Genomic DNA, 22,744 nt, shown 5'->3' with positions numbered 1-22,744 from the left:
ATGTCAACTACAGAAGAAAGAACAAGATATTCTGATGCGGAATTGGAAGAATTCCGTCAGATCATACAAGAGAAGTTAACGAAAGCAGAACGCGATTACGAATTGATCAAAGAAACCTTTATGAATGGTTTGGACAATGGAACAGACGATACGTCTCCAACGTTCAAGGCATTTGAAGAAGGTTCAGAAACGATGAGCAAAGAACAAAATGCGCAATTGGCTTCACGTCAAGAAAAATTCATTCGTGATTTGAAAAATGCTTTGATTCGCATCGAAAACAAAACCTATGGTATCTGTCGTGTAACTGGGAAATTGATCAACAAAGAAAGATTGAAGTTGGTTCCACATGCGACATTGAGTATCGAAGCGAAAAATATGCAACGTTAAAAAACAAGTTTGAAAAAAATAGGAATCATCGTTTTGTTGGTATTGATCATTGATCAATTGACAAAATTTTATATCAAAACCAATTTTGCCTACGGCGAAGGAGTTGAAGTTTTCAGTTGGTTTATACTGAAATTCGTGGAAAATCCTGGTATGGCGTATGGAGCTGAATTTGGCGGATTAACAGGGAAAATTGTTTTGTCTATTTTGCGCATCATTTTGATTGCAGGAATCGGATGGTACATTTGGAAAAATGTTAAAGTTCATAACAACAATTATTTCAAAATTGGGATGGCGCTTGTGTTTGCAGGAGCGATCGGAAATTTGATTGATGGATTGTTTTATGGATTGATTTTCGATACTGGATTAACTTGGAACGAAGAAAGAGCCGCTTGGGATGCCTACTATGGAATTTCAAAAGCGGACTTTTCGGGATATTCTGGGTTTTTAATGGGAAGCGTAGTAGACATGTTTTACTTTCCACTTTTCGTTTGGCCAGATTGGGTTCCAATCGTAGGTGGGAAAGAATTCTTTTCTTACATATTCAACGTAGCCGATGCTGCGATAACCGTAGGAGGAGCCACGATACTTTTATGTCGAAACAAAGTATTTTCTTAAAAATAAAAATGGATATGATAAGCCCCAAGAGAAAAATCTTGGGGCTATTTTTTGATAAAATTTCTACATTTGAAAAGTTTTAACTCATTATCACATGTCGCATTTTCCACTCCGTTCAGATAAAAATTGTTTAAACTGTGGCGCAGAAGTACAAAAAAGATTCTGTCCCAATTGTGGTCAGGAAAATGTAGAGGTAAGACCAAGTTTCCATCATTTAATTTCTCACTTTTTTGCCGACTTATTTCATTACGATAGTGGTTTCTGGAAAACCATGAAAACATTGCTGTTTAAGCCAGGTATAATCGTAAAAGAATATTTGAGTGGAAAAAGAAAAACCTACGTAGAACCGGTAAAACTGTATATTTTCGTCAGTTTTGTTGCCTTTTTCTTGCCTCACTTTCTGCCCAATTATGTTGATTCATTGACAGAGGACACAAAGGAAAATTTAGAAGTTTCGAAAGAGGTTAAAATAGATAATCCTAATTTTTTAAATGTGCTGAGCGTTGCTCAATTGGATTCTATCCAGAATTCCTTGGATGAAAAAGATAGAATTCCTGCAGATGAATATCTTGAAGTTCGCAAGCGTTTGGAGCAAGTAAATAAACTCGAGAAAGACTTAAATCTCGCTAAAGATGGCGGTTTTGAACTGAATCTTTTTGATAATGAAGGAGATTCTATTGACCAATATGAAGGAATAAGTTTAGGAGAGAATTATAAAAATATCAAAACCGTTGCAGAATTCGATTCCATTCATGCTTCCTTGCCCAAAAAGGATAGATTGAATTGGTTGGGAGCTAAATTGGGACGTAAGCTCATTGAAATTCAAGAAAATTATGTGTATCATAATTTCGATTATCGAGAAAAATTAAAAGAAACATTTGTCAAGAACCTTCCCAAAGTTCTTTTCTTTTACCTCCCGATATTTGCCTTCACGCTTTGGTTGTTTCACAAAAAGAAGAAATGGTTGTATTACGATCATGGTATATTTACCTTGTATTTTATGTCGGCTATGCTTATTTTTATTACGTTCAATACACTTATCCATTCGGTTATAAGTATTCCTGGAGTATGGTGGAGCGGATATGAATCCATATACAATGTTCTAAGCTTATTGATAGGATTTGCCATTTTTGGGTATCTCATATTTTATTTTTTCCGTGCGCATCATGTCGTGTATGAAAAATCAACATGGCGATCTAGAATAATCGTTCTCATCCTTTTATTTGTCAATATGTTCATGGTTTTTTGGGTGGGAATATTTTATACAATATTCACATTTATGCTGATTTAAACCATAATTTCTAGGTTGCTCATTTTCAAATTCGCACCTATCTTTGCAAGAAATTTTTTAACATGAACGAAGCAAGTCTCAAAAAATGGTTCAACATTTTTTGCATCATGGAATTCATAAGTTGCATCCTATTATTTTGTGTAGCAATGCCTGTAAAATATGGTTTCGATCCCGAAACACCTTTGATGTTTCCAATCGGAATGTTTCATGGCGTAGCCTTCATGGGCTATATTTTGTTGGCATTTTTGGTAAAGAAAATTTACAAATGGGACGATGAAGAGTTTGTATTCATCTTATTATTTGCCTTCATTCCGTTTGCGACTTGGTTCGTACACAAAAAAATCAAGAAATTCGAACAAGAAAATCCAAGCTAACTTGGGCATGACCCCTCCCTACGGTCGGGGTCGGGCTCTCGGAACTCGCTTCTCGTACGCCGATGCGTACGAGAGAGCTCAAACAGATTCCTCGATCCCTCATGCGAGGAAGTGACCAAAAAAAATCAGGTTGAAACGAAATTTCTTCTTCCATCAATCCCCAAAATCAGATTGACAGAAGTATATTTGTTCACCAAAAACGAAAAAACATACAACATGCCACGAGTTTTAACAGGTGTTCAGGCAACTGGAACACCGCACATTGGAAACATACTGGGAGCCATTTATCCTGCAATTGATTTGGCCAATTCTTCAACGGACGATTCTTTTATTTTTATCGCAGATTTACATGCTTTGACCCAAATCAAAGATCCTGAAGTTTTGAAACAAAACACCTATGAAGTAGCAGCATGTTGGTTGGCATTGGGCTTGGATACAGAAAAAGCCGTTTTTTACCGCCAGTCAGACGTGCCTCAAGTTTCAGAATTGATGTGGTATTTGTTGAATTATTTTCCATTTCAACGATTGACATTGGCGCATTCTTTCAAAGATAAACAAGACTATTTGAGCGATGTTAATGCTGGATTGTTTACCTATCCGATTTTGATGGCTGCCGACATTTTGATGTACGATGCCGATGTAGTTCCCGTTGGGAAAGACCAATTGCAACACTTAGAAATCACGCGCGATGTTGCAGAACGTTTCAATCGTCAAATGGGCGAGACCTTTGTTTTGCCTTATGCGAAAATTAGCGAAGAAGTGATGATCGTTCCTGGGACAGATGGAGAGAAAATGAGTAAATCAAGAAACAATTATTTGAATATTTTCCTTTCTGAAAAAGAATTGAAAAAACAAGTCATGTCCATCCAAACCGATAGTACTCCTTTGGAAGATCCTAAAAATCCAGAAACCGACAATGTATTTGCTTTGTATAAATTAGTCGCAACTCCAGAACAAATCGAGGAGATGCGTCAAAACTATTTGAATGGTGGATATGGTTATGGTCATGCAAAAAATGCCTTGTTAGAAGTGTTGATTGAGAAATATGCGGAACCTCGCAGAAAATTTGCGGAACTTTTAAATGATCGAGCTTTGTTAGATGCATATTTAGAGAATGGGGCTGTTCGTGCTGCTGCCGTTGGAGACAAAGTTCTTAGAAGAGTTCGTGAAAAAATCGGATTGAAAATTTAATTCATATCAATTGAAATAAAGAAAAAGCCTTGTAAGTCATAAAATTACAAGGCTTTTTTTGTATATTGATTGCTCAAACTATCTCATGAAACACATCTATTTTCTTATTATTCTTTTTGCATTTAGTGACTTATTTGCACAAATTCAACCCGAAATCCTATGGGAGAAAAAAATTGGAGGGGCACATGAAGAAAAGGCTAATGATATCATCCAATTAGCAGATGGAAATATAATTGTAGTTGGTTTTAAACTTTCTGATACAGACGTTTATGGATATTCCTCAGATTTTTACATTGTTAAATTGAATGAATTAGGAGAGCAGATCTGGGAGAAATCTTTTGGTGGTAGTATGTGGGATGAAGTTAAGAGTGTAGTGGAAACGCTAGATGGAGATATTTTGATGGCAGGATTTTCCTATTCAAATAATGGAAATGTTTTGAACAATTATGGAAATTCAGATGCTTGGATCGTCAGATTAAATGGGAATGGAGACATTGTTTGGAGTAAAAATTATGGAGGTTCAAGCATTGATACAGCTCAATCTATTGTTTCAAACTTAGACGGAACTTATACAATCTTGGGTACTAGCTTCTCAAGTGATATTGATCTTGATAACAATAAGGGTTTAATGGATTATTGGGTTTTTAGCATTGATGAAATGGGAGAAATACTATGGTCAAAAACCTATGGCGGCTCTCAAGAAGATTTTGCTACTCAACTAATCAAAACGCAAGACAATGGATATTTATTAGGAGGGTATTCCCACTCAATTGACCATGACGTACCCAATAATTGGGGTGAGAAAGATTTTTGGGTTGTAAAAATTACGAATACTGGTGAAATTCAATGGAGTAAGAATTTTGGAGGTTCAGAGTGGGATGAGTTATATGGTTTGTGCGAAACAGAATCTGGAAATTTTGGATTGAGCGGATATACCTATTCCTCAGATGGCGATGTTTCAGAATTGTATGGAGATGTAGATATTTGGGTTGTGAAGCTTGATGCTGCAGGAAATATGTTGTGGGAAAGAAATTATGGAAGTTCGGGAACCGATGAAGGTTATTCTATATCTGCAATAGGAGAAAATTTTTTGGTCGCAGGAATGACTGTTGGTGATGTGATTGATTATGATATAACGGAAGGTATTGGTGGTGGCGATATGTGGTTTTTTAAATTAGATGCAAATGGTGATTTGATTTGTCAAAAAGTTTTGGGTGATATTTATTACGATAGGGCAAATGTTATACAATCTTTTATTGATGATAAATTCTTGGTAGCAGGTCATTTTGAACACGAAAATCCAACGGGACAACCAGAAGATATCAACTTTGATTTCTGGGTTATATATTTTGCAGATGCTGAAATGTCTACAGAAGAATTAAATCAAAAAAGCATTTCCATTTACCCCAATCCAGTGAAAAATAATTTGTTTTTTAGCGAAGAATTAAGGGATATAGAAATTTATAATTCGCTAGGACAGAAAATCCGAAATTTCGAAAAAGGAACCCATATCAATCTTTCTTCTCTTCCAAAAGGAACCTATCTGTTGAAAGCAAAATCAAGTTCTCAGAAATCAATCCAACATACATTCATAAAGCATTAAACGTTAGACTTTTCAAACTTATTGTGAAACTTAATTCCCGAATTGTTATTATTTATTAAAAATTAGAATAAATAAAGGTTTCGGTTGTATCTTTGTATGTTCAAAAATAAGAGAGTAAAATGATTAAAGTTTCAGATACTGCAAAAGTGAAAATTGCTTCTTTGATGCAAGAAGAAGGAACTTCTATTGAAAATAGTTTTGTACGTGTTGGCGTAGAAAGTGGTGGTTGTTCTGGTTTGTCATACAAATTATCCTTTGATGCTACTCAAGCAGAAAACGATCGTTTGTTTGAAGACAATGGCGTTCGCATCGTAGTAGATAAAAAATCATTCTTGTATTTAGTTGGCACGACTTTGGAATATTCAGGTGGACTAAATGGTAAAGGATTTGTTTTCAATAATCCAAATGCCCAAAGAACTTGTGGATGTGGTGAAAGCTTTGCCGTATAAAAGACTTGTGATGATCAAAATGAAATTGGTACAACTTTTTATCCTGATGCTTTCTGTTGGCCTGATGGCGCAAGAAACCATTAAAGATCCAAAAGATTTGATGGTTTTTCAACCCGACGAACAATCGAAAAGATTCAATGAAGTCTATACTCAAAATTTCTTTTTTGGGAATTTCGGGATTAAACCTTTGGTCAATGCAATCCCGATTGATTATTCTAAAGTTAGATCCATTCGAATTTCAGCAGAAAAAGGAGGGAAGAAAACCCCAAATATCATGGAGCTTTATTTCAACCAAAATGGAAACATAGAGAAATTGAAAGTTTCCGAAATGCTGGCTGGAACAAAGCGTGAAGTAATCTACAAATACCAAGATGGATTGATTGTTGAAGAGAAATTCAACGATCCAGATGGCGCAAAAGTCAATCAATTCTACTATGCAAATGGGAAAATGATTGTCAAAACCATCAAAGGAATGGTAGAAGTGTATGATTTGAACGGTGAAATTTTCACCAAACAAAGTTATTTAGATGGAAAGTTGGTTTTCAAAGATCGATTGGAAGGAAAATGTAGAATTACTACTTATCTAAAAGAAGATATTGACAAAGTATGTTACAGCAACTTCAATTCAGAATTGCCTTTGACAATGGAAGAATTTGTGTCATCCTATGATGCAACCTCCAAAAAGAACCAAATCAAACCAGAAAATAAATGGGAAGTAAAAAAATTGGATGAGTTAAATTATTCAATTTTAAGAGATGCAAGAGAAAATTACCAAGTAAAATTGGATAAAAACAAAAGGGTGAAATCGTTTGAATTTTTGGGAAGCAAAGCTGACAATGTCAAGCCCGTTTCTTACACATTCGCCTATACATATTACTAGAAAATGAGCAATACAAAATATACCGAAGACGATTTAAGACAAGACCTATCCACCAAAAAGGAATATGAATTTGGCTTTACAACCGATGTAGAGTATGAAGAATTCCCGGTAGGTTTAAATGAAGACATCATTCGTGAGATTTCAAAGCGTAAAGAAGAGCCGGAATGGATGACCGAATGGCGTTTAGATGCCTTCCGTCAATGGCAAAAAATGGAAGAACCAGAATGGGCAAATGTTCATTACGAAAAGCCAAACTTCCAAGAAATCACCTATTATGCGGCTCCTAAGAAAAAGCCAGAACTTTCAAGTTTAGATGAGGTCGATCCAGAATTATTGAAAACCTTTGAAAAATTGGGTATTTCAATGGATGAGCAAAAACGTTTAACAGGCGTTGCTGTCGATATCGTGATGGATTCCGTTTCGGTTGCAACGACATTCAAAGATACATTGAACGATTTAGGAATTATTTTCTGTTCCATTTCGGAAGCAATCAAAGAGCATCCAGAATTGGTTCAAAAATACATTGGAAAAGTGGTTCCAAAAACCGATAATTTCTATGCTGCATTAAATTCAGCCGTGTTTTCAGATGGTTCGTTCTGTTACATTCCCAAAGGAGTTCGTTGCCCGATGGAATTGTCGACTTACTTCCGTATCAACCAAGCGGGAACAGGTCAGTTCGAAAGAACTTTGTTAATTGCTGACGAGGGTTCGTATGTTTCATATTTGGAAGGATGTACGGCTCCAAGTCGTGATGAAAACCAATTGCATGCTGCTGTTGTGGAATTAATCGCGATGGATGATGCTGAAATTAAATACTCAACCGTTCAGAACTGGTATCCTGGAAATGAAGAAGGAAAAGGTGGTGTCTTTAACTTCGTAACCAAAAGAGGTGTTGCCGAGAGAAATGCAAAAATCTCTTGGACGCAGGTGGAAACAGGTTCTGCTGTTACTTGGAAATATCCATCTTGTATTTTAAAAGGAGATAATGCTGTAGGAGAATTTTATTCGATCGCGGTAACCAATAATTTCCAACAAGCCGATACAGGAACCAAAATGATTCACATTGGTAAAAACACCAAATCCACCATTATTTCCAAAGGAATTTCTGCTGGAAAATCTCAGAATTCTTACCGTGGATTGGTGAAAGTTATGCCTAATGCAGATGGCGCAAGAAACTTCTCGCAATGTGACTCTTTGTTGATGGGTAACGAATGTGGAGCGCATACATTCCCATATATCGAAATCAAGAATAAAACAGCCCAATTGGAACATGAAGCGACGACTTCCAAAATTGGAGAAGATCAATTGTTCTATTGTAACCAAAGAGGAATCAATACAGAAAAAGCAATTGCTTTAATCGTTAACGGATTTAGCCGTGAAGTCTTGGATAAATTACCAATGGAATTTGCTGTGGAAGCTAAAAAACTGTTGGAAATTTCATTAGAAGGAAGTGTAGGATAATGTTGAGTTTAACGTTCAAAGTTTAAGGTTTAATGTTATGGCAACAATTGAAAAATTTGAAGATTTGGAAATTTGGATGGAGGCAAGAAAAATTTCTGCAAAAATTCATGAGCTTTCAATTGAAACCGAACTTAAAAATGACTTTGGATTAAGGAATCAAATAAAGAATTCTTCTGGATCTATTATGGACAATATTGCAGAAGGTTTTGAAAGGGGAGGTAATTTAGAATTTAGACAATTTCTTTCTATTGCAAAAGGTTCAGCCGGAGAAACTAGATCTCAATTATATCGATTATTTGATTCAAATTATATTGAAGAAAAAGAATTTGAAGATTTAAAAGTTAGATTAGAAAATTTAAGTGGGAAAATTCAAAATTTTATAAAATATTTAAATAAAAAGGATTTTAAAGGAGATAAGTTCAAATAAGAACTATTTAACTTGAAACTTTAAACATCAAACCTTAAACAAATTAAGATGTTAAAAATAAATAATTTACATGCTCAAATCGAAGACGGAGCAGAAATCTTAAAAGGAATCAATTTAGAAATCAAACCAGGTGAAGTTCATGCGATTATGGGACCAAATGGTTCTGGTAAATCGACTTTATCTTCGGTAGTTGCTGGAAAAGAAGATTACGAAGTTACCGATGGTGAAATTGAATTTTATGGGGAAGATTTATTGGAATTAGGAGCAGATGAGCGTGCACACAAAGGGGTATTCTTGTCGTTTCAATATCCAGTCGAAATTCCGGGAGTAACTGTAACCAATTTCATCAAAACAGCGATCAACGAAACACGTAAAGCGCAAGGTTTAGAAGAAATGGGAGCATCTGAAATGTTGAAATTAATTCGTGAGAACGCAGATAAATTAGGAATCAAAAAAGATTTCCTTTCTCGTTCCTTAAACGAAGGTTTCTCTGGAGGTGAAAAGAAACGTAATGAGATTTTCCAAATGATGATGTTGAATCCGAAATTAGCGATTTTGGACGAAACCGATTCAGGATTGGACATTGATGCTTTGCGTATCGTTGCTGATGGTGTGAATGCTTTCAAAAATGAAAACAATGCAGTTTTGGTGATCACTCACTACCAACGTTTGTTGGATTATATCGTTCCAGATTTTGTACATGTATTGTACAATGGTAAAATCATCAAATCTGGAGGGAAAGAATTGGCTTTGGAATTGGAAGCGAGAGGATACGATTGGGTGATCGAAGAAGCAACTGTTTAATTTTTTTGTATTGGGTACAAATGTTTAGGCTCATCACTGATGGATTCCTTAAACATTCTACTTCTTACATTAATACATCAAAAAAATGATCGATTTAAAAGAAAATTTAGTTTCAAGACATTTGGTTTTCAACGAAAAGAATTCAAAGAATCAATTCGTGAATCAATTGCGTCATGAAGCTATCGAAATATTTGACAAAGCAGGATTTCCAAACAAAAAAGAAGAAGAATGGAAATACACCAATTTGGCTCCTTTGTTAAAAAAAGATTACAAATTATTTCCTGAATCTGAAGATGTTTCCATCGGATACCAAGATGTGAAAAAATACTTCGTTCATGACATGGATACCTATAACATCGTTTTTGTCAATGGTGTGTATAGCAGCTATTTGTCATCAACAACGCATGAAGAAGCCGATATTTGTGTATTGTCGAGTGCATTGAATAAGATGGTTCATCAGCCAGTGATTGAAAATTTCTACGGAAAAATTGCAGACAAAACCGAAAGTTTGGTTGCCTTGAATACAGCTTTTTCCAAAGACGGAGCTTTCATTTACGTACCAGATAATGTGATTTTGTCCAAACCTGTTCAAATCATGTATCTTTCGACTACCAATGAATCCGAAGTGATGTATCATCCAAGAAATTTGGTGGTAATTGGAAATAATTCTCAAGCGCACATCATTGAAAGACATCAGACTTTGGATGGGAAAGCGAATTTGACGAATTCTGTTACCGAAGTTCACGTAGGGAAAAATGCGGAATTGGATTATTACAAAGTTCAGAATGATAGCAAAGAAGCATCTCTAATTGACAATACTTTCATTGCACAAGAACGTGATTCCAAAGCTGCTTTTCAAACCTTCTCATTTGGTGGGAAATTGACACGAAACAATTTGAATTTCGTTCAAAATGGAGAAAACACAAATTCTATTTTGAATGGTATTACGGTGATTTCGGGAGATCAACATGTGGATCATCATACCAAAGTAGAACATAAATTCCCTCATTGTGAAAGCCATGAATTGTACAAAGGGATTTACGATGAGAAATCAAGAGGTGTTTTCAACGGAAAAGTGTATGTGCATCCAGAAGCACAAAAATTGAATGCATTTCAACAAAATAACAACGTATTGTTGACCAATGATGCTTCCATCGACACAAAACCTCAGTTGGAGATTTTTGCTGATGATGTGAAATGTTCGCATGGATGTACGGTAGGACAATTGGATGAATCTGCATTGTTCTATATGCAACAACGTGGAATTCCTAAAAAAGAAGCCAAAGCATTATTGTTGTATGCATTTGCAGCAGATGTTTTGGAACATGTTCAAATTCCACAAGTGAAAGTTCGTATTACGAAGATCATTGCCGAGAAATTAGGAGTCAATATAGATTTTGACTTATAAATAAAGAATAAAAAAGTCCCGATATCGGGACTTTTTTATTGGATTAAGGGTTACAATCAATGTTGTCAAGTGCATCTAATAAATCGTCTGGATCATATCCAGAGTTCGGACAATTTTTAACGTAGTTATAGAAATCAGTTAATTTCTGTTTTACGTTCATACAATTTGCATAGGTTTGATTTTGGGTGTATGTCATTGCTGCACTTTGATATGCGTTGGCCAATTCGACAACTTTAGAAGGGTTGCAATTACCAACTCCTCCGTCATCATCATCTTCCCCAAAACAAGAAAACGAAAACAAAGAGATACATCCTACAAGGAAGAATCTTGATAATAAATTTTTCATAAATGTTAATTAAAATAAAATCCGAAATTAACATTCGTGAAGAAGATGCGAAATACCGATGATTAGGTAATTTTTAGTAGGCAACGTTGGGATTGTAGGGAATTAATTGAGGTTTGCCAAAATCAAATTCCATCAATTCGTAATCCGAAATATTGAAAGCATTGGTTTTGAAAATATGATCTCCTTGTCCCGGAATGGTATTGTACCAAGCAAAGGAAAGTTGGAAATTGCTAAAGACCAAATAATCATTGGTAAATAATATCCCTACGCCAATTTTGGAATACATTTTTCCGTTGAACAAATTTTCATTGCCAATCAACCCAAAAGATCCACTGATGAATGGCGATAAACGAAATCCTAAGAAATCATAAGGTGAATAAGATTGAATTTGAACATTGGTCAACCATTTCTTTGTTCCCACCACTTCCAAACTTCTAAATCCAGGAATTCCCAATGGGTCACGCTCATTTAATGTCAACCGATCTCCATAAGAATCAACTCGATTTCCACCCAAAATAAGATGAGATGAAAGGAAATTTCGAAACTTCCAATCTCCCCAATTCATCAATCGTGTAAAATAATTTCCGGAAACTGAAAATACAGTCTGTTGCGCCTTTTTTTCGTGAATGAAACCTCCATAATTGGCCTCAAATCCAAAATATCCAAGACTATAATAATTTCCAAATTTTAATCCGCCAGCCAAATACCATCGGTTAGTCTGATTTTTTCGCTGAATTCCTGAAGTTAAACCATAAGACATCCCAATTGGGATGTCTTCTACAATGTCATAGTTTCGAATGAATCGATCTTGGACAAATCCTCTTCTGGAAATTCCTATCCCAAACAAATAAAATTCCTCATTGGAAAAGAAATTGACGGGATCCAGAAGTCGATCGGGCGAATTTTTATAATCAACAGAAAAATAACGAGCTGATAAAATTAAATTGTTTAGACGTTCGGAAGTTGAATTCTTTTTTTTGAAGAGAGGTATAGCAAATCCTGCCCAATAATCTTGAAAATTGTATTTGAGATGTTGTTCGGGAATTTCAAGGTTGTTGGGTATGGAATCATGGTAAGATCTCTGGCCGATATACGCTCCACCTGCCCAACGTGTAAGTGGAGAGAAAAATCTTCTTTGCAATGAAATGCCTTTGGTATAATCCTTTTCCTCGTTGCTTGCATAGCCAACACTCAATCCAATATAGGTTTTTTGAATATTGGGAACTGTATAGCGTGTTTGAAATTGATGATTTCCTGTTTCGAAATTTTGTCGATAGCGATTGTCAAAATCATGACCCCAACCCATAAAATTTTGATCTCTCAATCGAACGCCAATTTTGGAACCCGAATAAGTTCCATTGGGAATGATTGTCCAGGAATCCAAGGTGTTCACCACCAAATCAACACTATCCAAATTCTCCCCAACCAATTCATAATCAATTCGAACTCTTCTTGTAAATCGTTGATTTCTAATCAAACGTTCTGATTCCAATATTTTCAAGGAATCAAATTTTTCTCCTTCCTTTGCTAATAAGTAATTTCGGATAACAAAATTCTTGGTTCTGATGTGCAAGGTGTTCCCAGCTTTTTCCAAAAAGTTGCTCGGCACTTCTGTCGAATCCGTTAGAGAATATCCAAAAGGTTCTCTAGTGAGGATGCTAATGTTTCGAATGGGTTTTCCTTCTGCAGCGAGGAATACGCTTTTATTTTCTTGAAAACGTTCGGTTGTGTTTACGGCTTTTTTGGTACTCGGTCGTTTGACCAACATCCGATAAAGAAAGCGATTGAAGGCGTGTTTATCTCGGTTGTTTTCAAGATTTCTGAATATACCTTTCTTATTTGATTGAACTATTGAATCAGAAGGAAAAGAATCATTTTTCTCATTGCCAATTTGGGCTTGAAGGAAATCCATTGACAAAGTGACTAGTAAAAGAATACCTAAAATTTGAAGAAAACGTTTTCCCATTGATTAACTACTTCTACGAATGTACATAAAATTCAAGGGATTTGATAACCAAAATTTTAGTCAATCCATAAAAAAAGCCCGAATCATCGGGCTATCTTTTTAGAAATATTTTCCTCTGTTTCGCATATGAGGATTTTGCATGTTCTTTCCAACATTGATGCGTTTCATTTGCTCTTGCATCATTTTGATTTGGTCGGTAAACATTCCTTGCGAATCTAGAGTTTTTGCTTCTTTCAAAAGGATTTCGGCTTCTTGTTTTCTACCTTTAGCCATTGCCGAACCAGCTAAACTTAACTTTGCCATTGCGCGATCATGTTTGAAACTCAATCCATATTCCAAGGCTTTTTTCATGTGTTTTTCAGAAGAATTCACATTGGCTTGAGCTTCTGAAATTCCCAACATATAATGGTAATAACCCATTTGCTTACGCACCAATTGGCCTTCGGGATTGGTGATTTTTAATAACCAATTTTTTGCTCCTTCAATGTTTTGTTTTCTCATTTGCCAAAAAGCCAATAAGATGTATTCATTTCGGAAGAACAATAAAATAGGAAGAATTGAAAGGGTGATCAAAATGATACCCCAAGCGTATTCACGCTCTGTAAACAAATAAATACCTCCACCTATCATTAAAATCGCAATCGCTAATTTGATGTATTTGTTCATGTCTATAAATAAGATTTAATTTTTTCAGAAATTTCATTCATTTCCTCTGGGGAAATTTTCATTTTGGGTTGTGTAAAGTTGATATCGTTCATGGTGTTTAACGGAACCAAATGTACATGCACATGAGGAACTTCAAGTCCAATTACCGCTACTCCAACTCGTAAACATGGAATGGCTTTTTCCACCGCTTGCGCAATGTCATAGGCAAAATCCATTAAACCAGAATAAGTTTCTTTATCGAGTTCAAATAATTTGTCAACTTCTTGTTTCGGAATGACCAATACATGACCTTTAACCAATGGGAAGGCGTCCAAAATGGCTATATAACGGTCATTTTCAGCAATTTTATAGGATGGAATTTCACCATTGATAATTCGTGTGAAAATACTTGCCATGGATTAGTCAATTTTTATATCCAAGATCTCAAATGTCATTTTGGTTCCATTTGGCAAATCAATTTCAGCTGTTTCTCCAAGTTTTTTACCCAATAAACCTTTGGCAATAGGAGTATTCACGGAAATTTTTCCCTTCGATAAATCAGCTTCTGTTTCAGGAACCAAGGTATAGGTCATTTCCATCCCATTGGCTTGATTTTTAATTTTTACCTTAGATAAAATGGAAACTTTTGAACTATCCAACATGGTTGGGTCAATAACTCTGGCATTGGCTACTTGATCCTTTAATTTCGAAATTCGCATTTCCAAAAGTCCTTGCGCTTCTTTCGCAGCATCATATTCAGCATTTTCAGATAAATCACCTTTGTCTCGTGCTTCTGCAATTTGTTGCGAAATTTTTGGGCGTTCAATGGATTCTAATTGTTCCAATTCTGCACGCAATTTATCCAAACCTTCTTTCGTTACATATTGTATATTTGCCATATCTAATCAATTTAAAAAAAGAATAATCCTACGGGTGATCCGCAGGACTATTCATGCAAATATAAAAAATAAAAATAGACTTGTCGTATGATATGTAAGAAATTAGCCCTGAGCTTTGGATTTCTATTTTTGATGGGAATCTTCCTAGGATGTAATGATGATGATGGACAATTAAATTGTAATCCGCAGTATACCGTATCTGCTGTTGTGAATATTGGGCTTCCTTTGTATAGTAATATTGAAACAAGAGGTTGGACCTATGTAGATGGGGAAGGGACCGGGACCAAAGGCATAATTTTGGTTAAATCGACCAATGGAACTTATAAGGCGTATGACCGAAACGCTCCTCATATTTGTCCGACAGCCAATTCTAGACTGGAAGTCATTGAGGATATTAAAATTCATTGTCCAGAGGATGGGGCAGAATGGATTTTGTTAACCGGTCAGCCAATTGCAGTTGCAGATCGTACTCCACGTACCTATGCGGCCGTTCGAAATGGAAATATAGTCACAATTTATAATCAATAAAGATGTTTGGAAATATTATGGAAATGATGGGCAAGCTTCAGGCTGTCCAAGGAAATTTTGAGGAATTAAAGAACCGTTTGGAAAGTGAAAGTTTTACTGAAACTTCTTCTGATGGAACCATTTCGATTACGATGTCAGAATTGGCTACTATAAAAGACATAAAAATCGCTTCGGGCCTATTGGCCGACAAGGAGCAACTGGAGGATACGCTTGTTGTAACCTTGAACAAAGCATTGGAAAAAGTGAAAAAGAATGCGATGGAAGAAGCCAAGAAAACGGCAAAAGACAGTCTTCCAGCAATTCCTGGTTTAAACTTCTAAAAACCAAGAAATTTATAATTCGAAAATATTTAACATTTAATAGTCTATCAATCTGGTAGACTATTCTTATTTTTGGCAAGAATTTTTAAAGAATTAAAAGTATGCCAACGATACGATTGGGCGATGTAGCGCCAAATTTTCGAGCAAAAACTACAGAAGGAGATTTAGATTTTTATGATTATTTAGGTGACGGATGGGGAATTTTATTTTCACATCCAGCGGATTATACCCCTGTTTGTACAACCGAATTAGGGACAACAGCCAAATACAAATCAGAATTTGACAAGAGAAATGTCAAAGTTTTGGCTTTGAGTGTAGACGGATTGGATTCTCATTTCGATTGGATCAAAGATATAAACGAAACCCAATCTACGACAGTGAATTTTCCCATCATTGCCGATGAAGACAAAACCATTTCGAGATTGTATGATATGATTCACCCCAATGCTTCTCAAACCGCAACGGTTCGTTCGGTTTATGTAGTCGGACCCGATAAAACAATTAAGCTAATCATAACCTATCCTGCATCTACCGGAAGAAATTTTGATGAATTGCTACGCGTTATTGATTCATTGCAATTAACCGCTTACCATAAAGTAGCGACTCCAGCGAATTGGAAAAATGGTGAGGATGTTGTCATCACTCCGGCTGTAAATAATGAACAAGCAAAAGATTTATTTCCAAAAGGATTCAAAGAGTTGAAGCCCTATTTGCGTTTAACGCCTCAACCCAATTTGGATTAAGTAGAAATATTTTCAAAAAGAAAGCGCTCTAATTGAGCGCTTTTTTATGTTATATGATGGGAACTTCTACAATGTATAGGAATTTCCCTTTGACTTTGTGTTCAATTTTATTCAAGATTTTCGCTCCCTTGTTTTCAAAAAAGTTCAAACCATTTGGATCGAGTACCAAGGTTACTTTCTCTACATTTCGAGCTTTCAAAAATTCTTTCAAATATTTGTACATATTGGACCCATATCCTTTGCGCATATAAGGTGTGTCAATCCAATATTGAGCAATACGCGTGGTTGGCAAAATTTCCTCCAAAGCAAAAAATCCGACAATTTCATCTTCCAATGTTGCTTTGATTACGGTATGCGAATTGATAAATTCTTCCGTGATGGAAAGATTAACATTCCATAATTCCATTTCTTCTTTTGAATACCCCCAATGACGCTTTGAACGGACTGCGACGTTGCTCAATTCTTCACAATCAGCAGCTGTTGCTGGTTCAAAAATCATTTCTTCAGGAGGTAATTTAGAGTAGTTCATATAGTTACTTTTAATAAAGTGATGTTAGCAAATTTATTCTAATTTCATATGTAAGTCAAGAAACTTTGATGAAAATCACAACGGATTCCTAAATTTAAGAGAAATTCTTAAAAATTGAATGTTTTCATTGAAAAACTGATTCTTGTATCTTTGTAAGTTTATTAGTTTTGCAAAAATTCATACAATGACCAAACAAGAAATTTTAGAAAATTTCGATCCAAATCAACCTGGATTGTCAGATGCTACTTTATATGGACTACCATTTCCAGCGGAATTAAGTGATATCATTATCGTTCCTGCACCTTGGGAAGTTACAGTGAGTTATGGTTCTGGTGCCTCTGACGGAGTGGATGCTGTATTTGATGCGTCTTTTCAAGTTGATTTATTGCAACAAGAATTTCCTGATTTATGGAAATTGGGCATTTATTTAGATCAAGATATTCCCGATTGGAAATCCAAAAGCGATGAATTAAAAGCAAAAGCGCAACCCATTATTGAAGCTTTGGAAAATGGAGAAGATGTCAATAATCATCCAGAATTGTTGCAAGATTTGCAAACCATCAATCAAGCATGTTCCCAATTCAATGAGGAAGTCAAAGAGCGTGTTTTGCATTGGATGAACCAAGATAAATTGGTTGGATTTTTAGGTGGAGATCATTCGACGCCACTAGGCTATTACCAAGCTTTGGCAACCAAACATGAGAATTTTGGGATTTTGCACTTAGACGCACATATGGATTTGCGTAACGCCTACGAAGGATTTACCTATTCGCACGCATCTATCATGTACAACGCTTTGCAAATCCCTCAAATTGGGAATTTGGTTCAGGTTGGAATCAGAGATTTTTGTGAACAAGAGGTAGAAGTGGTGAAAAATTCCAATCAAAAGGTTCGTGTATTTACAGATTCCGATGTGAAGTCAATGGAATATGGTGGCCAAACTTGGGAGGAAATTTGTACCATGATCATCAATGAGTTGCCACAAAAAGTTCATATCAGTTTTGATATCGATGGATTGTATCAATGGTATTGTCCCACTACGGGAACGCCTGTTCCAGGTGGATTGGCTTATGAAAAAGCGGTTTATTTATTGTCGAAACTGAATGAATTTGGGAAGGAAATTGTTGGATTTGACTTAGTAGAGATTGCTCCAGGAGAAACCGATTGGGATGGAAATGTAGGTGCACGATTATTGTTTCACTTATGTGGTGTTTTTGCCAAATCAAATGGTCGACATGTTGGCGAGAAAATCGATTTTAAAAATCTTTAGAAAATTATCATAACTAATTGAATCTCCATTATTTAGTAGTGGAGATTTTTTTTTATAATCAATTTCGTTTTCTAGTCTATGAAAGGACTTGTAAATAATGAAGAAAATTAGCCTAAGTTGTTGTGTTAATTCGATTTAAGTTCCTACTTTTGCAGTCCTTTTTGAAAAATTGTCAATTTATTAATTTAGAGTGATTTAAAAATTCGAAACAATGTTCATCCTGTTTATGGTCAGTTGTTAAGGAGAATTAAATTTTTGATGAGATGAAATAATGTCAATTTAACAATAGGATGAGATGGATGAATTAGGTTTGGAAACTCAATTCACGATCAATTTTTAGATAGAATTAGCAACAACGAATTAATTAAATAATCAAAAATGAAAAACAAATTTTTACTATTTTTCACGACACTCCTGCTTGCGGTGACGCAGTTGTGGGGGCAGAGCGAAACGCTGGATTGTCCATTAGGTACAATTGAAAATAATGCTATGACTTTTGTGACGGATAATTTCACGATTATCCACGCAAAAGGAGAAAGCAATAATTTTGCAGCTTATAGCCCTTGGCGTGTTTATACAGATAATACAGTTACATTTACGGGCGGAGAAAATGTCCAAAACATAACGAGTGTGGTCATAACTGCTACAAATGCAAGTTATGCGCAAGTTGCAAATGACTCTGATTTTACGGTATTGTCAGGAACAGGTACTTTCAGCAGTTCTGTTAGCGGAAATATTGTGACTATCAACATAACAGGAGAGGATGTAACTTCCATTCAGATAAAACCAAATGCGCAAACCAGATGGGAATCTATTACACTAAATTTTCAGGAAGCTGAAACTTCAACTACTTATAACTTAACTGTAACCCAACCAACAGGTGGATCGATTTCACCGGAAGGAGTTATAGAGGTAGAAGAGGGAGGAAGTGCAGAGTTTACAGCAACTGCTTCAGAATGTTACACGTTTAACCATTGGCTCATAGACGGTGCAAATGCCGGAAATACCAATCCTTATGTTTTCACAAATGTAACTGAAGATCATACAATCACTGCGGTGTTTGATACAGTTGCCCCTTATGCAATTACGGCTACAGCCGGAACAAACGGAAGTATTTCACCAAGTGGTGATGTGGAAGTGAACTGTGGCGAAGACCAGACTTTTAACATTACGGCTGACGCCGGATATATCGTATCAGATGTTTTGGTAGATGGTGTTTCCGTAGGAGCGGTTTCTACCTATACATTTACAGAGGTTTCTGCAGATCATACCATCAGTGCTACTTTTGAAGCGATTGAGGAACCGGGAGATTTCTGTTTTGAAGAAGGTTTTGATGGTTTAACCGATATACCAACAGGGACGAATTATGGCTCCGGAACTTATACCAATAACGGTATCACTTGGGATTTTCACGGACAGAGCCCGCTTCCCAATTATGCAATTGACGGACAAGGAATCCTTTTAAGAAGAGCTTCTGATTCATTCCTCGAAACAACCATTCCTGCTGGAGTCGGAACATTCTCATTTGAATATAGAAAAGCCTATACTAGTGGTACTTCTAGACAATTGGAATTAATTGTCAATGGAACTCAGGTTGCTACTACACCAGAATTTGGTTCAGGTTCAGGAGATCAAACAACAGTTTATACATTTACACACGAAATCAACTCAGAAGAACCAGTTGTAATAAGAATCAAATTAAGTGGTGAAGAAAGCACGAATCGTCATGCAACCATTGATAACATTTCTTGGACTTGTGAAGACGTTGTACCATGTGAAACCCCAGCGCCAACAGCTGAAGCTCAAGAGTTTTGTGCAGGAGCTACAGTTGCTGATTTGGTTGCAGAAGGAATTGAAATCAAATGGTATGCAACAGCAGATGCGACAGAAGCATTGGAAGGAACTGTTGAATTGGTTTCAGGAACTTATTATGTTTCTCAAACAATTGGTGATTGCGAAAGTGATAGAGTAGCTGTTGAAGTTACCATCAATGAAATTCCTGCTGCGCCAGTAGCAGAAGCCACTCAAATCTTTACAGAAGGTCAAACCTTGGCAGATTTAGTAGTTGAAGGTGAAAACTTAACTTGGTACGATGCTGACGGAAACGAATTACCTGAAACAACTGTTTTAGTAGACGGAACTACTTATTATGTAAGTCAATCGATCAACGGATGTGAAAGTGAGCAAACAGCTATTACTGTTGAATTAGAAGTTGAAACAGGAGATGCTTGTTTTGAAGAAGGATTTACTGATTTGACAGAAATTGCAACGGGATCTCAATATGCAGCAGGAACCTATACCAATAATGGTATCACTTGGGATTTTCACGGACAGAGCCCGCTTCCCAATTATGCAATTGACGGACAAGGAATCCTTTTAAGAAGAGCTTCTGATTCATTCCTCGAAACAACCATTCCTGCTGGAGTCGGAACATTCTCTTTCGAATATAGAAAAGCATACACAGGTGGTGCTGCAAGACAATTAGAATTCATCGTAGATGGAGAAATTGTAGGAACTACAGAAGTATTTGGTGAAGGTTCTGGTGAACAAACAACGGTTTATACATTTACGCACGAAATTAACTCAGAAGAACCAGTTGTAGTAAGAATCAAATTAAGTGGTGAAGAAAGCACGAATCGTCATGCAACAATTGACAACATTTCTTGGACTTGTATTGAAGTTGAGCCATGTGATCTTCCTGCTCCAACTGCTGAAGATCAAGAATTTTGTGCAGGAGCTACAGTTGCTGATTTGGTTGCAGAAGGAACTGAAATCAAATGGTATGCATCTTTGGAATCAACAGAAGCCTTGGCTTCAACAGAAGTTTTAGTTGCAGGTTCTTATTTTGCGACTCAAACTATTGACAATTGTGAAAGTGAGAAAACAGAAGTAGTTGTTACTTTATTAGAAACGCCAGAAGCTCCAATCGCTGATTCTCCACAAATCTTTACAGAAGGTCAAACTTTGGCTGATTTAGTGGTTGAAGGTGAAAATTTAACTTGGTATGATGCTGACGGAAATGAATTAGCTGAAACTACTGTTTTGGTTGATGGAACAACGTATTATGTTACTTCGTCAAACGAAATTTGTGAAAGTGAACAAACTGAAATTTTAGTTCAATTAGAAGGAAATACAGAAGATCCTTGTTTCGAAGAAGGATTTGATAACTTAACCGAAATTGCAACGGGATCTCAATATGCAGAAGGAACCTATACCAATAATGGTGTAACTTGGAACTTCTTTGCTCAATCTCCGCTTGATGCTAACGGTGGTGATTATTCAATCGACGGTCAAGGTATCTTGTTAAGAAGAGCATCTGACGGATATTTAGAAGGAAATTTACCAGCAGGTGTTGGTGTTTTCTCTTTCGAATATAGAAAAGCATACACAGGTGGTGCTGCAAGACAATTAGAATTCATCGTAGATGGAGAAATTGTAGGAACTACAGAAGTATTTGGTGAAGGTTCTGGTGAACAAACAACGGTTTATACATTTACGCACGAAATCAACTCAGAAGAACCAGTTGTAGTAAGAATCAAATTAAGTGGTGAAGAAAGCACGAATCGTCATGCAACAATTGACAATATTTCTTGGACTTGTATTGAGGTTGAGCCATGTGATCTTCCTGCTCCAACTGCAGAATCTCCACAACAGTTTACTGCTGGTCAAACTTTGGCTGATTTAGTAGTTGAAGGTGAAAACTTAACTTGGTACGATGTAGATGGAAACGAATTACCTGAGACAACTTTATTAGTTGACGGTGCTAGGTATTATGTAACATCAAGCAATGATGTTTGTGAAAGTGATGCTACTTCAATTGAAGTTTATTTAGAGGATTTAGGAAATGGTGCAATCAACTTTGCGAATTTTAACTATTATCCAAATCCAGTGAAGAATAAATTGAACATCATCAATGCAAATGAAATTACAGAAGTTTCTATCTATAATTTAGCAGGAGCATTGGTTGCAAAACAAATTACTTCATCTAAATCAGTTGAAATTAATTTATCATCTGTTTCAACTGGAACTTATATTGTGAAAGTAATTTCTGGAAAAGAAACGAAATCCTTTAAAATTATTAAAAAGTAATCCTTTACAAATAATTTGAAATAATGAAAAGGCTGCCTTCGGGTGGCCTTTTTTTATGGAAGTATTTGACCTTTTAAAGGAAGGTGAAATTTTGTATCGAACCTTAACTATCCAATTTCAAGGTCTATATCGAGCAGTCCAATCTTTCCCAAATTCATTGTGAGAACTTAATCGATTTTCCAAATCAGATGTAAATCCGGTGTAATGTTTTGAATATTGTTCAGAAAATAGAACGTATACTATAAATGGCATAAAGGTTAGGTTAAGTTTTGCACAAAAAAAAGGGACTCATATCTGAATCCCTTTGTAGTAGCGAAGTTGGTCCCGTCCCGAATTTTCGGGACGGGAGAACCCCCGTCCGCCGCGGCGGATATGAATCCTGCGTATTTAGTGGGGAATTGATTTGATAAAATCTCTACCGACTCCTGACTTCAACCATTTTTCATGCTCTAATGCTTCTTTTTTGGAATCAAATATTTTCGTGTAAATCAGTTTCCAAGGTCTATATCGAGCAGTCCA

The 22,744-nt window shown here is 36.0% G+C and carries 25 protein-coding genes; 17 read left to right on the top strand and 8 right to left on the bottom strand.

The features are described from left to right. The 12 genes from ABID46_RS02030 to sufD all read left to right on the top strand — a co-directional run bounded on the left by ABID46_RS02030 (nucleotide 1) and on the right by sufD (nucleotide 10,890). Nucleotides 1-387 (top strand): TraR/DksA family transcriptional regulator, encoded by a 387-nt coding sequence (locus ABID46_RS02030; protein ID WP_354506468.1) that lies wholly within the window; start codon nucleotides 1-3, stop codon nucleotides 385-387. Between the two features lie 9 nt (nucleotides 388-396). Next, entirely contained in the window at nucleotides 397-1,002 is a 606-nt protein-coding gene (locus tag ABID46_RS02025) for a lipoprotein signal peptidase (protein WP_354506465.1), read from the top strand. A 94-nt stretch (nucleotides 1,003-1,096) separates the two neighbouring features. Then, entirely contained in the window at nucleotides 1,097-2,293 is a 1,197-nt protein-coding gene (locus ABID46_RS02020) for a DUF3667 domain-containing protein (RefSeq protein ID WP_354506462.1), read from the top strand. A gap of 62 nt (nucleotides 2,294-2,355) precedes the next feature. Further along, on the top strand, nucleotides 2,356-2,667 hold the full coding sequence (locus ABID46_RS02015; RefSeq protein WP_354506459.1) for a DUF3817 domain-containing protein: 312 nt from the start codon (nucleotides 2,356-2,358) through the stop codon (nucleotides 2,665-2,667). Between the two features lie 216 nt (nucleotides 2,668-2,883). Further along, the gene (trpS, locus tag ABID46_RS02010) at nucleotides 2,884-3,858 is read left to right on the top strand and encodes a tryptophan--tRNA ligase (RefSeq protein WP_354506456.1); all 975 of its coding nucleotides are present in this window, start codon (nucleotides 2,884-2,886) and stop codon (nucleotides 3,856-3,858) included. Nucleotides 3,859-3,943: 85 nt separating this feature from the next. After that, nucleotides 3,944-5,461 carry a T9SS type A sorting domain-containing protein gene (locus ABID46_RS02005; protein WP_354506453.1) on the top strand — a complete coding sequence of 506 codons (1,518 nt, stop codon included), beginning with the start codon at nucleotides 3,944-3,946 and terminating at the stop codon, nucleotides 5,459-5,461. 119 nt (nucleotides 5,462-5,580) lie between these two features. Further along, nucleotides 5,581-5,910 (top strand): HesB/IscA family protein, encoded by a 330-nt coding sequence (locus tag ABID46_RS02000; RefSeq protein ID WP_354506450.1) that lies wholly within the window; start codon nucleotides 5,581-5,583, stop codon nucleotides 5,908-5,910. Further along, nucleotides 5,867-6,790, top strand: coding sequence for a hypothetical protein (locus tag ABID46_RS01995; RefSeq protein ID WP_354506447.1), 924 nt, complete (start codon nucleotides 5,867-5,869; stop codon nucleotides 6,788-6,790). Before ABID46_RS02000 ends, ABID46_RS01995 begins: the two co-directional genes overlap by 44 nt. Before the next feature lie 3 nt (nucleotides 6,791-6,793). After that, on the top strand, nucleotides 6,794-8,251 hold the full coding sequence (gene sufB / locus ABID46_RS01990) for a Fe-S cluster assembly protein SufB (protein ID WP_354506445.1): 1,458 nt from the start codon (nucleotides 6,794-6,796) through the stop codon (nucleotides 8,249-8,251). 37 nt (nucleotides 8,252-8,288) lie between these two features. After that, on the top strand, nucleotides 8,289-8,678 hold the full coding sequence (locus ABID46_RS01985; protein ID WP_354506442.1) for a four helix bundle protein: 390 nt from the start codon (nucleotides 8,289-8,291) through the stop codon (nucleotides 8,676-8,678). Nucleotides 8,679-8,726: 48 nt separating this feature from the next. Beyond that, nucleotides 8,727-9,482: a Fe-S cluster assembly ATPase SufC gene (sufC, locus tag ABID46_RS01980; RefSeq protein WP_354506440.1), complete on the top strand. Its 756-nt coding sequence runs from the start codon at nucleotides 8,727-8,729 to the stop codon at nucleotides 9,480-9,482. An 88-nt stretch (nucleotides 9,483-9,570) separates the two neighbouring features. Further along, entirely contained in the window at nucleotides 9,571-10,890 is a 1,320-nt protein-coding gene (gene sufD / locus ABID46_RS01975; protein WP_435529317.1) for a Fe-S cluster assembly protein SufD, read from the top strand. Between the two features lie 43 nt (nucleotides 10,891-10,933). On the opposite strand, the gene ABID46_RS01970 is transcribed toward sufD, so the two are convergent. The 5 genes from ABID46_RS01970 to greA all read right to left on the bottom strand — a co-directional run bounded on the left by ABID46_RS01970 (nucleotide 10,934) and on the right by greA (nucleotide 14,746). Continuing rightward, the gene (locus tag ABID46_RS01970) at nucleotides 10,934-11,236 is read right to left on the bottom strand and encodes a hypothetical protein (RefSeq protein WP_354506436.1); all 303 of its coding nucleotides are present in this window, start codon (nucleotides 11,234-11,236) and stop codon (nucleotides 10,934-10,936) included. A 73-nt stretch (nucleotides 11,237-11,309) separates the two neighbouring features. Next, nucleotides 11,310-13,202, bottom strand: a complete 1,893-nt coding sequence (locus ABID46_RS01965; RefSeq protein ID WP_354506433.1) for a BamA/TamA family outer membrane protein — start codon at nucleotides 13,200-13,202, stop codon at nucleotides 11,310-11,312. 99 nt (nucleotides 13,203-13,301) lie between these two features. After that, nucleotides 13,302-13,868 (bottom strand): DUF2892 domain-containing protein, encoded by a 567-nt coding sequence (locus ABID46_RS01960; RefSeq protein ID WP_354506430.1) that lies wholly within the window; start codon nucleotides 13,866-13,868, stop codon nucleotides 13,302-13,304. A 2-nt stretch (nucleotides 13,869-13,870) separates the two neighbouring features. After that, on the bottom strand, nucleotides 13,871-14,263 hold the full coding sequence (locus ABID46_RS01955) for an HIT family protein (RefSeq protein WP_354506427.1): 393 nt from the start codon (nucleotides 14,261-14,263) through the stop codon (nucleotides 13,871-13,873). Nucleotides 14,264-14,266: 3 nt separating this feature from the next. Continuing rightward, nucleotides 14,267-14,746 carry a transcription elongation factor GreA gene (gene greA, locus ABID46_RS01950; protein ID WP_354506424.1) on the bottom strand — a complete coding sequence of 160 codons (480 nt, stop codon included), beginning with the start codon at nucleotides 14,744-14,746 and terminating at the stop codon, nucleotides 14,267-14,269. A gap of 132 nt (nucleotides 14,747-14,878) precedes the next feature. Here greA and ABID46_RS01945 point away from each other — a divergent pair, with 132 nt between their 5' ends. From ABID46_RS01945 to ABID46_RS01935, 3 genes are all read left to right on the top strand, one after another. Further along, the gene (locus tag ABID46_RS01945) at nucleotides 14,879-15,274 is read left to right on the top strand and encodes a Rieske (2Fe-2S) protein (protein ID WP_354506421.1); all 396 of its coding nucleotides are present in this window, start codon (nucleotides 14,879-14,881) and stop codon (nucleotides 15,272-15,274) included. A 2-nt stretch (nucleotides 15,275-15,276) separates the two neighbouring features. Further along, nucleotides 15,277-15,594, top strand: a complete 318-nt coding sequence (locus tag ABID46_RS01940; RefSeq protein WP_354506419.1) for a YbaB/EbfC family nucleoid-associated protein — start codon at nucleotides 15,277-15,279, stop codon at nucleotides 15,592-15,594. A gap of 101 nt (nucleotides 15,595-15,695) precedes the next feature. Next, on the top strand, nucleotides 15,696-16,337 hold the full coding sequence (locus ABID46_RS01935) for a peroxiredoxin (RefSeq protein WP_354506416.1): 642 nt from the start codon (nucleotides 15,696-15,698) through the stop codon (nucleotides 16,335-16,337). 49 nt (nucleotides 16,338-16,386) lie between these two features. Here the strand turns inward: ABID46_RS01935 and ABID46_RS01930 are convergent, their stop codons facing one another. Next, nucleotides 16,387-16,866 (bottom strand): GNAT family N-acetyltransferase, encoded by a 480-nt coding sequence (locus tag ABID46_RS01930; RefSeq protein ID WP_354506413.1) that lies wholly within the window; start codon nucleotides 16,864-16,866, stop codon nucleotides 16,387-16,389. Between the two features lie 184 nt (nucleotides 16,867-17,050). On the opposite strand from ABID46_RS01930, the gene ABID46_RS01925 reads away from it, so the two are divergent. Then, a complete protein-coding gene (locus tag ABID46_RS01925) occupies nucleotides 17,051-18,136 on the top strand; it encodes an agmatinase family protein (protein ID WP_354506410.1) in 1,086 nt (361 codons plus the stop codon). A 378-nt stretch (nucleotides 18,137-18,514) separates the two neighbouring features. Further along, nucleotides 18,515-22,225 carry a T9SS type A sorting domain-containing protein gene (locus ABID46_RS01920; protein ID WP_354506407.1) on the top strand — a complete coding sequence of 1,237 codons (3,711 nt, stop codon included), beginning with the start codon at nucleotides 18,515-18,517 and terminating at the stop codon, nucleotides 22,223-22,225. A gap of 117 nt (nucleotides 22,226-22,342) precedes the next feature. Here ABID46_RS01920 and ABID46_RS01915 read toward each other — a convergent pair whose 3' ends face one another. Beyond that, the gene (locus ABID46_RS01915; protein ID WP_354506404.1) at nucleotides 22,343-22,477 is read right to left on the bottom strand and encodes a GIY-YIG nuclease family protein; all 135 of its coding nucleotides are present in this window, start codon (nucleotides 22,475-22,477) and stop codon (nucleotides 22,343-22,345) included. Nucleotides 22,478-22,612: 135 nt separating this feature from the next. After that, nucleotides 22,613-22,744 (bottom strand): GIY-YIG nuclease family protein (locus tag ABID46_RS01910; protein ID WP_354507039.1); only part of this gene is annotated, 132 nt, incomplete at its 5' end.

The sequence above is a fragment of the Moheibacter stercoris genome (assembly GCF_040545805.1).
GTDB lineage: Bacteria > Bacteroidota > Bacteroidia > Flavobacteriales > Weeksellaceae > Moheibacter > Moheibacter stercoris.
Note: the sequence above shows the minus strand (reverse complement) of the source record. Positions and strands in the feature narration are given on the sequence as shown.

Bases quoted from the DNA above. Each gene is read 5' to 3' on its own strand.
- ABID46_RS02030 (WP_354506468.1), top strand. From the start codon at position 1: ATGTCAACTACAGAAGAAAGAACAAGATATTCTGATGCGGAATTGGAA.
- ABID46_RS02020 (WP_354506462.1), top strand. From the start codon at position 1,097: ATGTCGCATTTTCCACTCCGTTCAGATAAAAATTGTTTAAACTGTGGC.
- ABID46_RS02015 (WP_354506459.1), top strand. From the start codon at position 2,356: ATGAACGAAGCAAGTCTCAAAAAATGGTTCAACATTTTTTGCATCATG.
- trpS (WP_354506456.1), top strand. From the start codon at position 2,884: ATGCCACGAGTTTTAACAGGTGTTCAGGCAACTGGAACACCGCACATT.
- ABID46_RS02005 (WP_354506453.1), top strand. From the start codon at position 3,944: ATGAAACACATCTATTTTCTTATTATTCTTTTTGCATTTAGTGACTTA.
- ABID46_RS02000 (WP_354506450.1), top strand. From the start codon at position 5,581: ATGATTAAAGTTTCAGATACTGCAAAAGTGAAAATTGCTTCTTTGATG.
- ABID46_RS01995 (WP_354506447.1), top strand. From the start codon at position 5,867: ATGCCCAAAGAACTTGTGGATGTGGTGAAAGCTTTGCCGTATAAAAGA.
- sufB (WP_354506445.1), top strand. From the start codon at position 6,794: ATGAGCAATACAAAATATACCGAAGACGATTTAAGACAAGACCTATCC.
- ABID46_RS01985 (WP_354506442.1), top strand. From the start codon at position 8,289: ATGGCAACAATTGAAAAATTTGAAGATTTGGAAATTTGGATGGAGGCA.
- sufC (WP_354506440.1), top strand. From the start codon at position 8,727: ATGTTAAAAATAAATAATTTACATGCTCAAATCGAAGACGGAGCAGAA.
- ABID46_RS01970 (WP_354506436.1), bottom strand. From the start codon at position 11,236: ATGAAAAATTTATTATCAAGATTCTTCCTTGTAGGATGTATCTCTTTG.
- ABID46_RS01965 (WP_354506433.1), bottom strand. From the start codon at position 13,202: ATGGGAAAACGTTTTCTTCAAATTTTAGGTATTCTTTTACTAGTCACT.
- ABID46_RS01960 (WP_354506430.1), bottom strand. From the start codon at position 13,868: ATGAACAAATACATCAAATTAGCGATTGCGATTTTAATGATAGGTGGA.
- ABID46_RS01955 (WP_354506427.1), bottom strand. From the start codon at position 14,263: ATGGCAAGTATTTTCACACGAATTATCAATGGTGAAATTCCATCCTAT.
- greA (WP_354506424.1), bottom strand. From the start codon at position 14,746: ATGGCAAATATACAATATGTAACGAAAGAAGGTTTGGATAAATTGCGT.
- ABID46_RS01945 (WP_354506421.1), top strand. From the start codon at position 14,879: ATGGGAATCTTCCTAGGATGTAATGATGATGATGGACAATTAAATTGT.
- ABID46_RS01940 (WP_354506419.1), top strand. From the start codon at position 15,277: ATGTTTGGAAATATTATGGAAATGATGGGCAAGCTTCAGGCTGTCCAA.
- ABID46_RS01935 (WP_354506416.1), top strand. From the start codon at position 15,696: ATGCCAACGATACGATTGGGCGATGTAGCGCCAAATTTTCGAGCAAAA.
- ABID46_RS01930 (WP_354506413.1), bottom strand. From the start codon at position 16,866: ATGAACTACTCTAAATTACCTCCTGAAGAAATGATTTTTGAACCAGCA.
- ABID46_RS01925 (WP_354506410.1), top strand. From the start codon at position 17,051: ATGACCAAACAAGAAATTTTAGAAAATTTCGATCCAAATCAACCTGGA.
- ABID46_RS01920 (WP_354506407.1), top strand. From the start codon at position 18,515: ATGAAAAACAAATTTTTACTATTTTTCACGACACTCCTGCTTGCGGTG.
- ABID46_RS01915 (WP_354506404.1), bottom strand. From the start codon at position 22,477: ATGCCATTTATAGTATACGTTCTATTTTCTGAACAATATTCAAAACAT.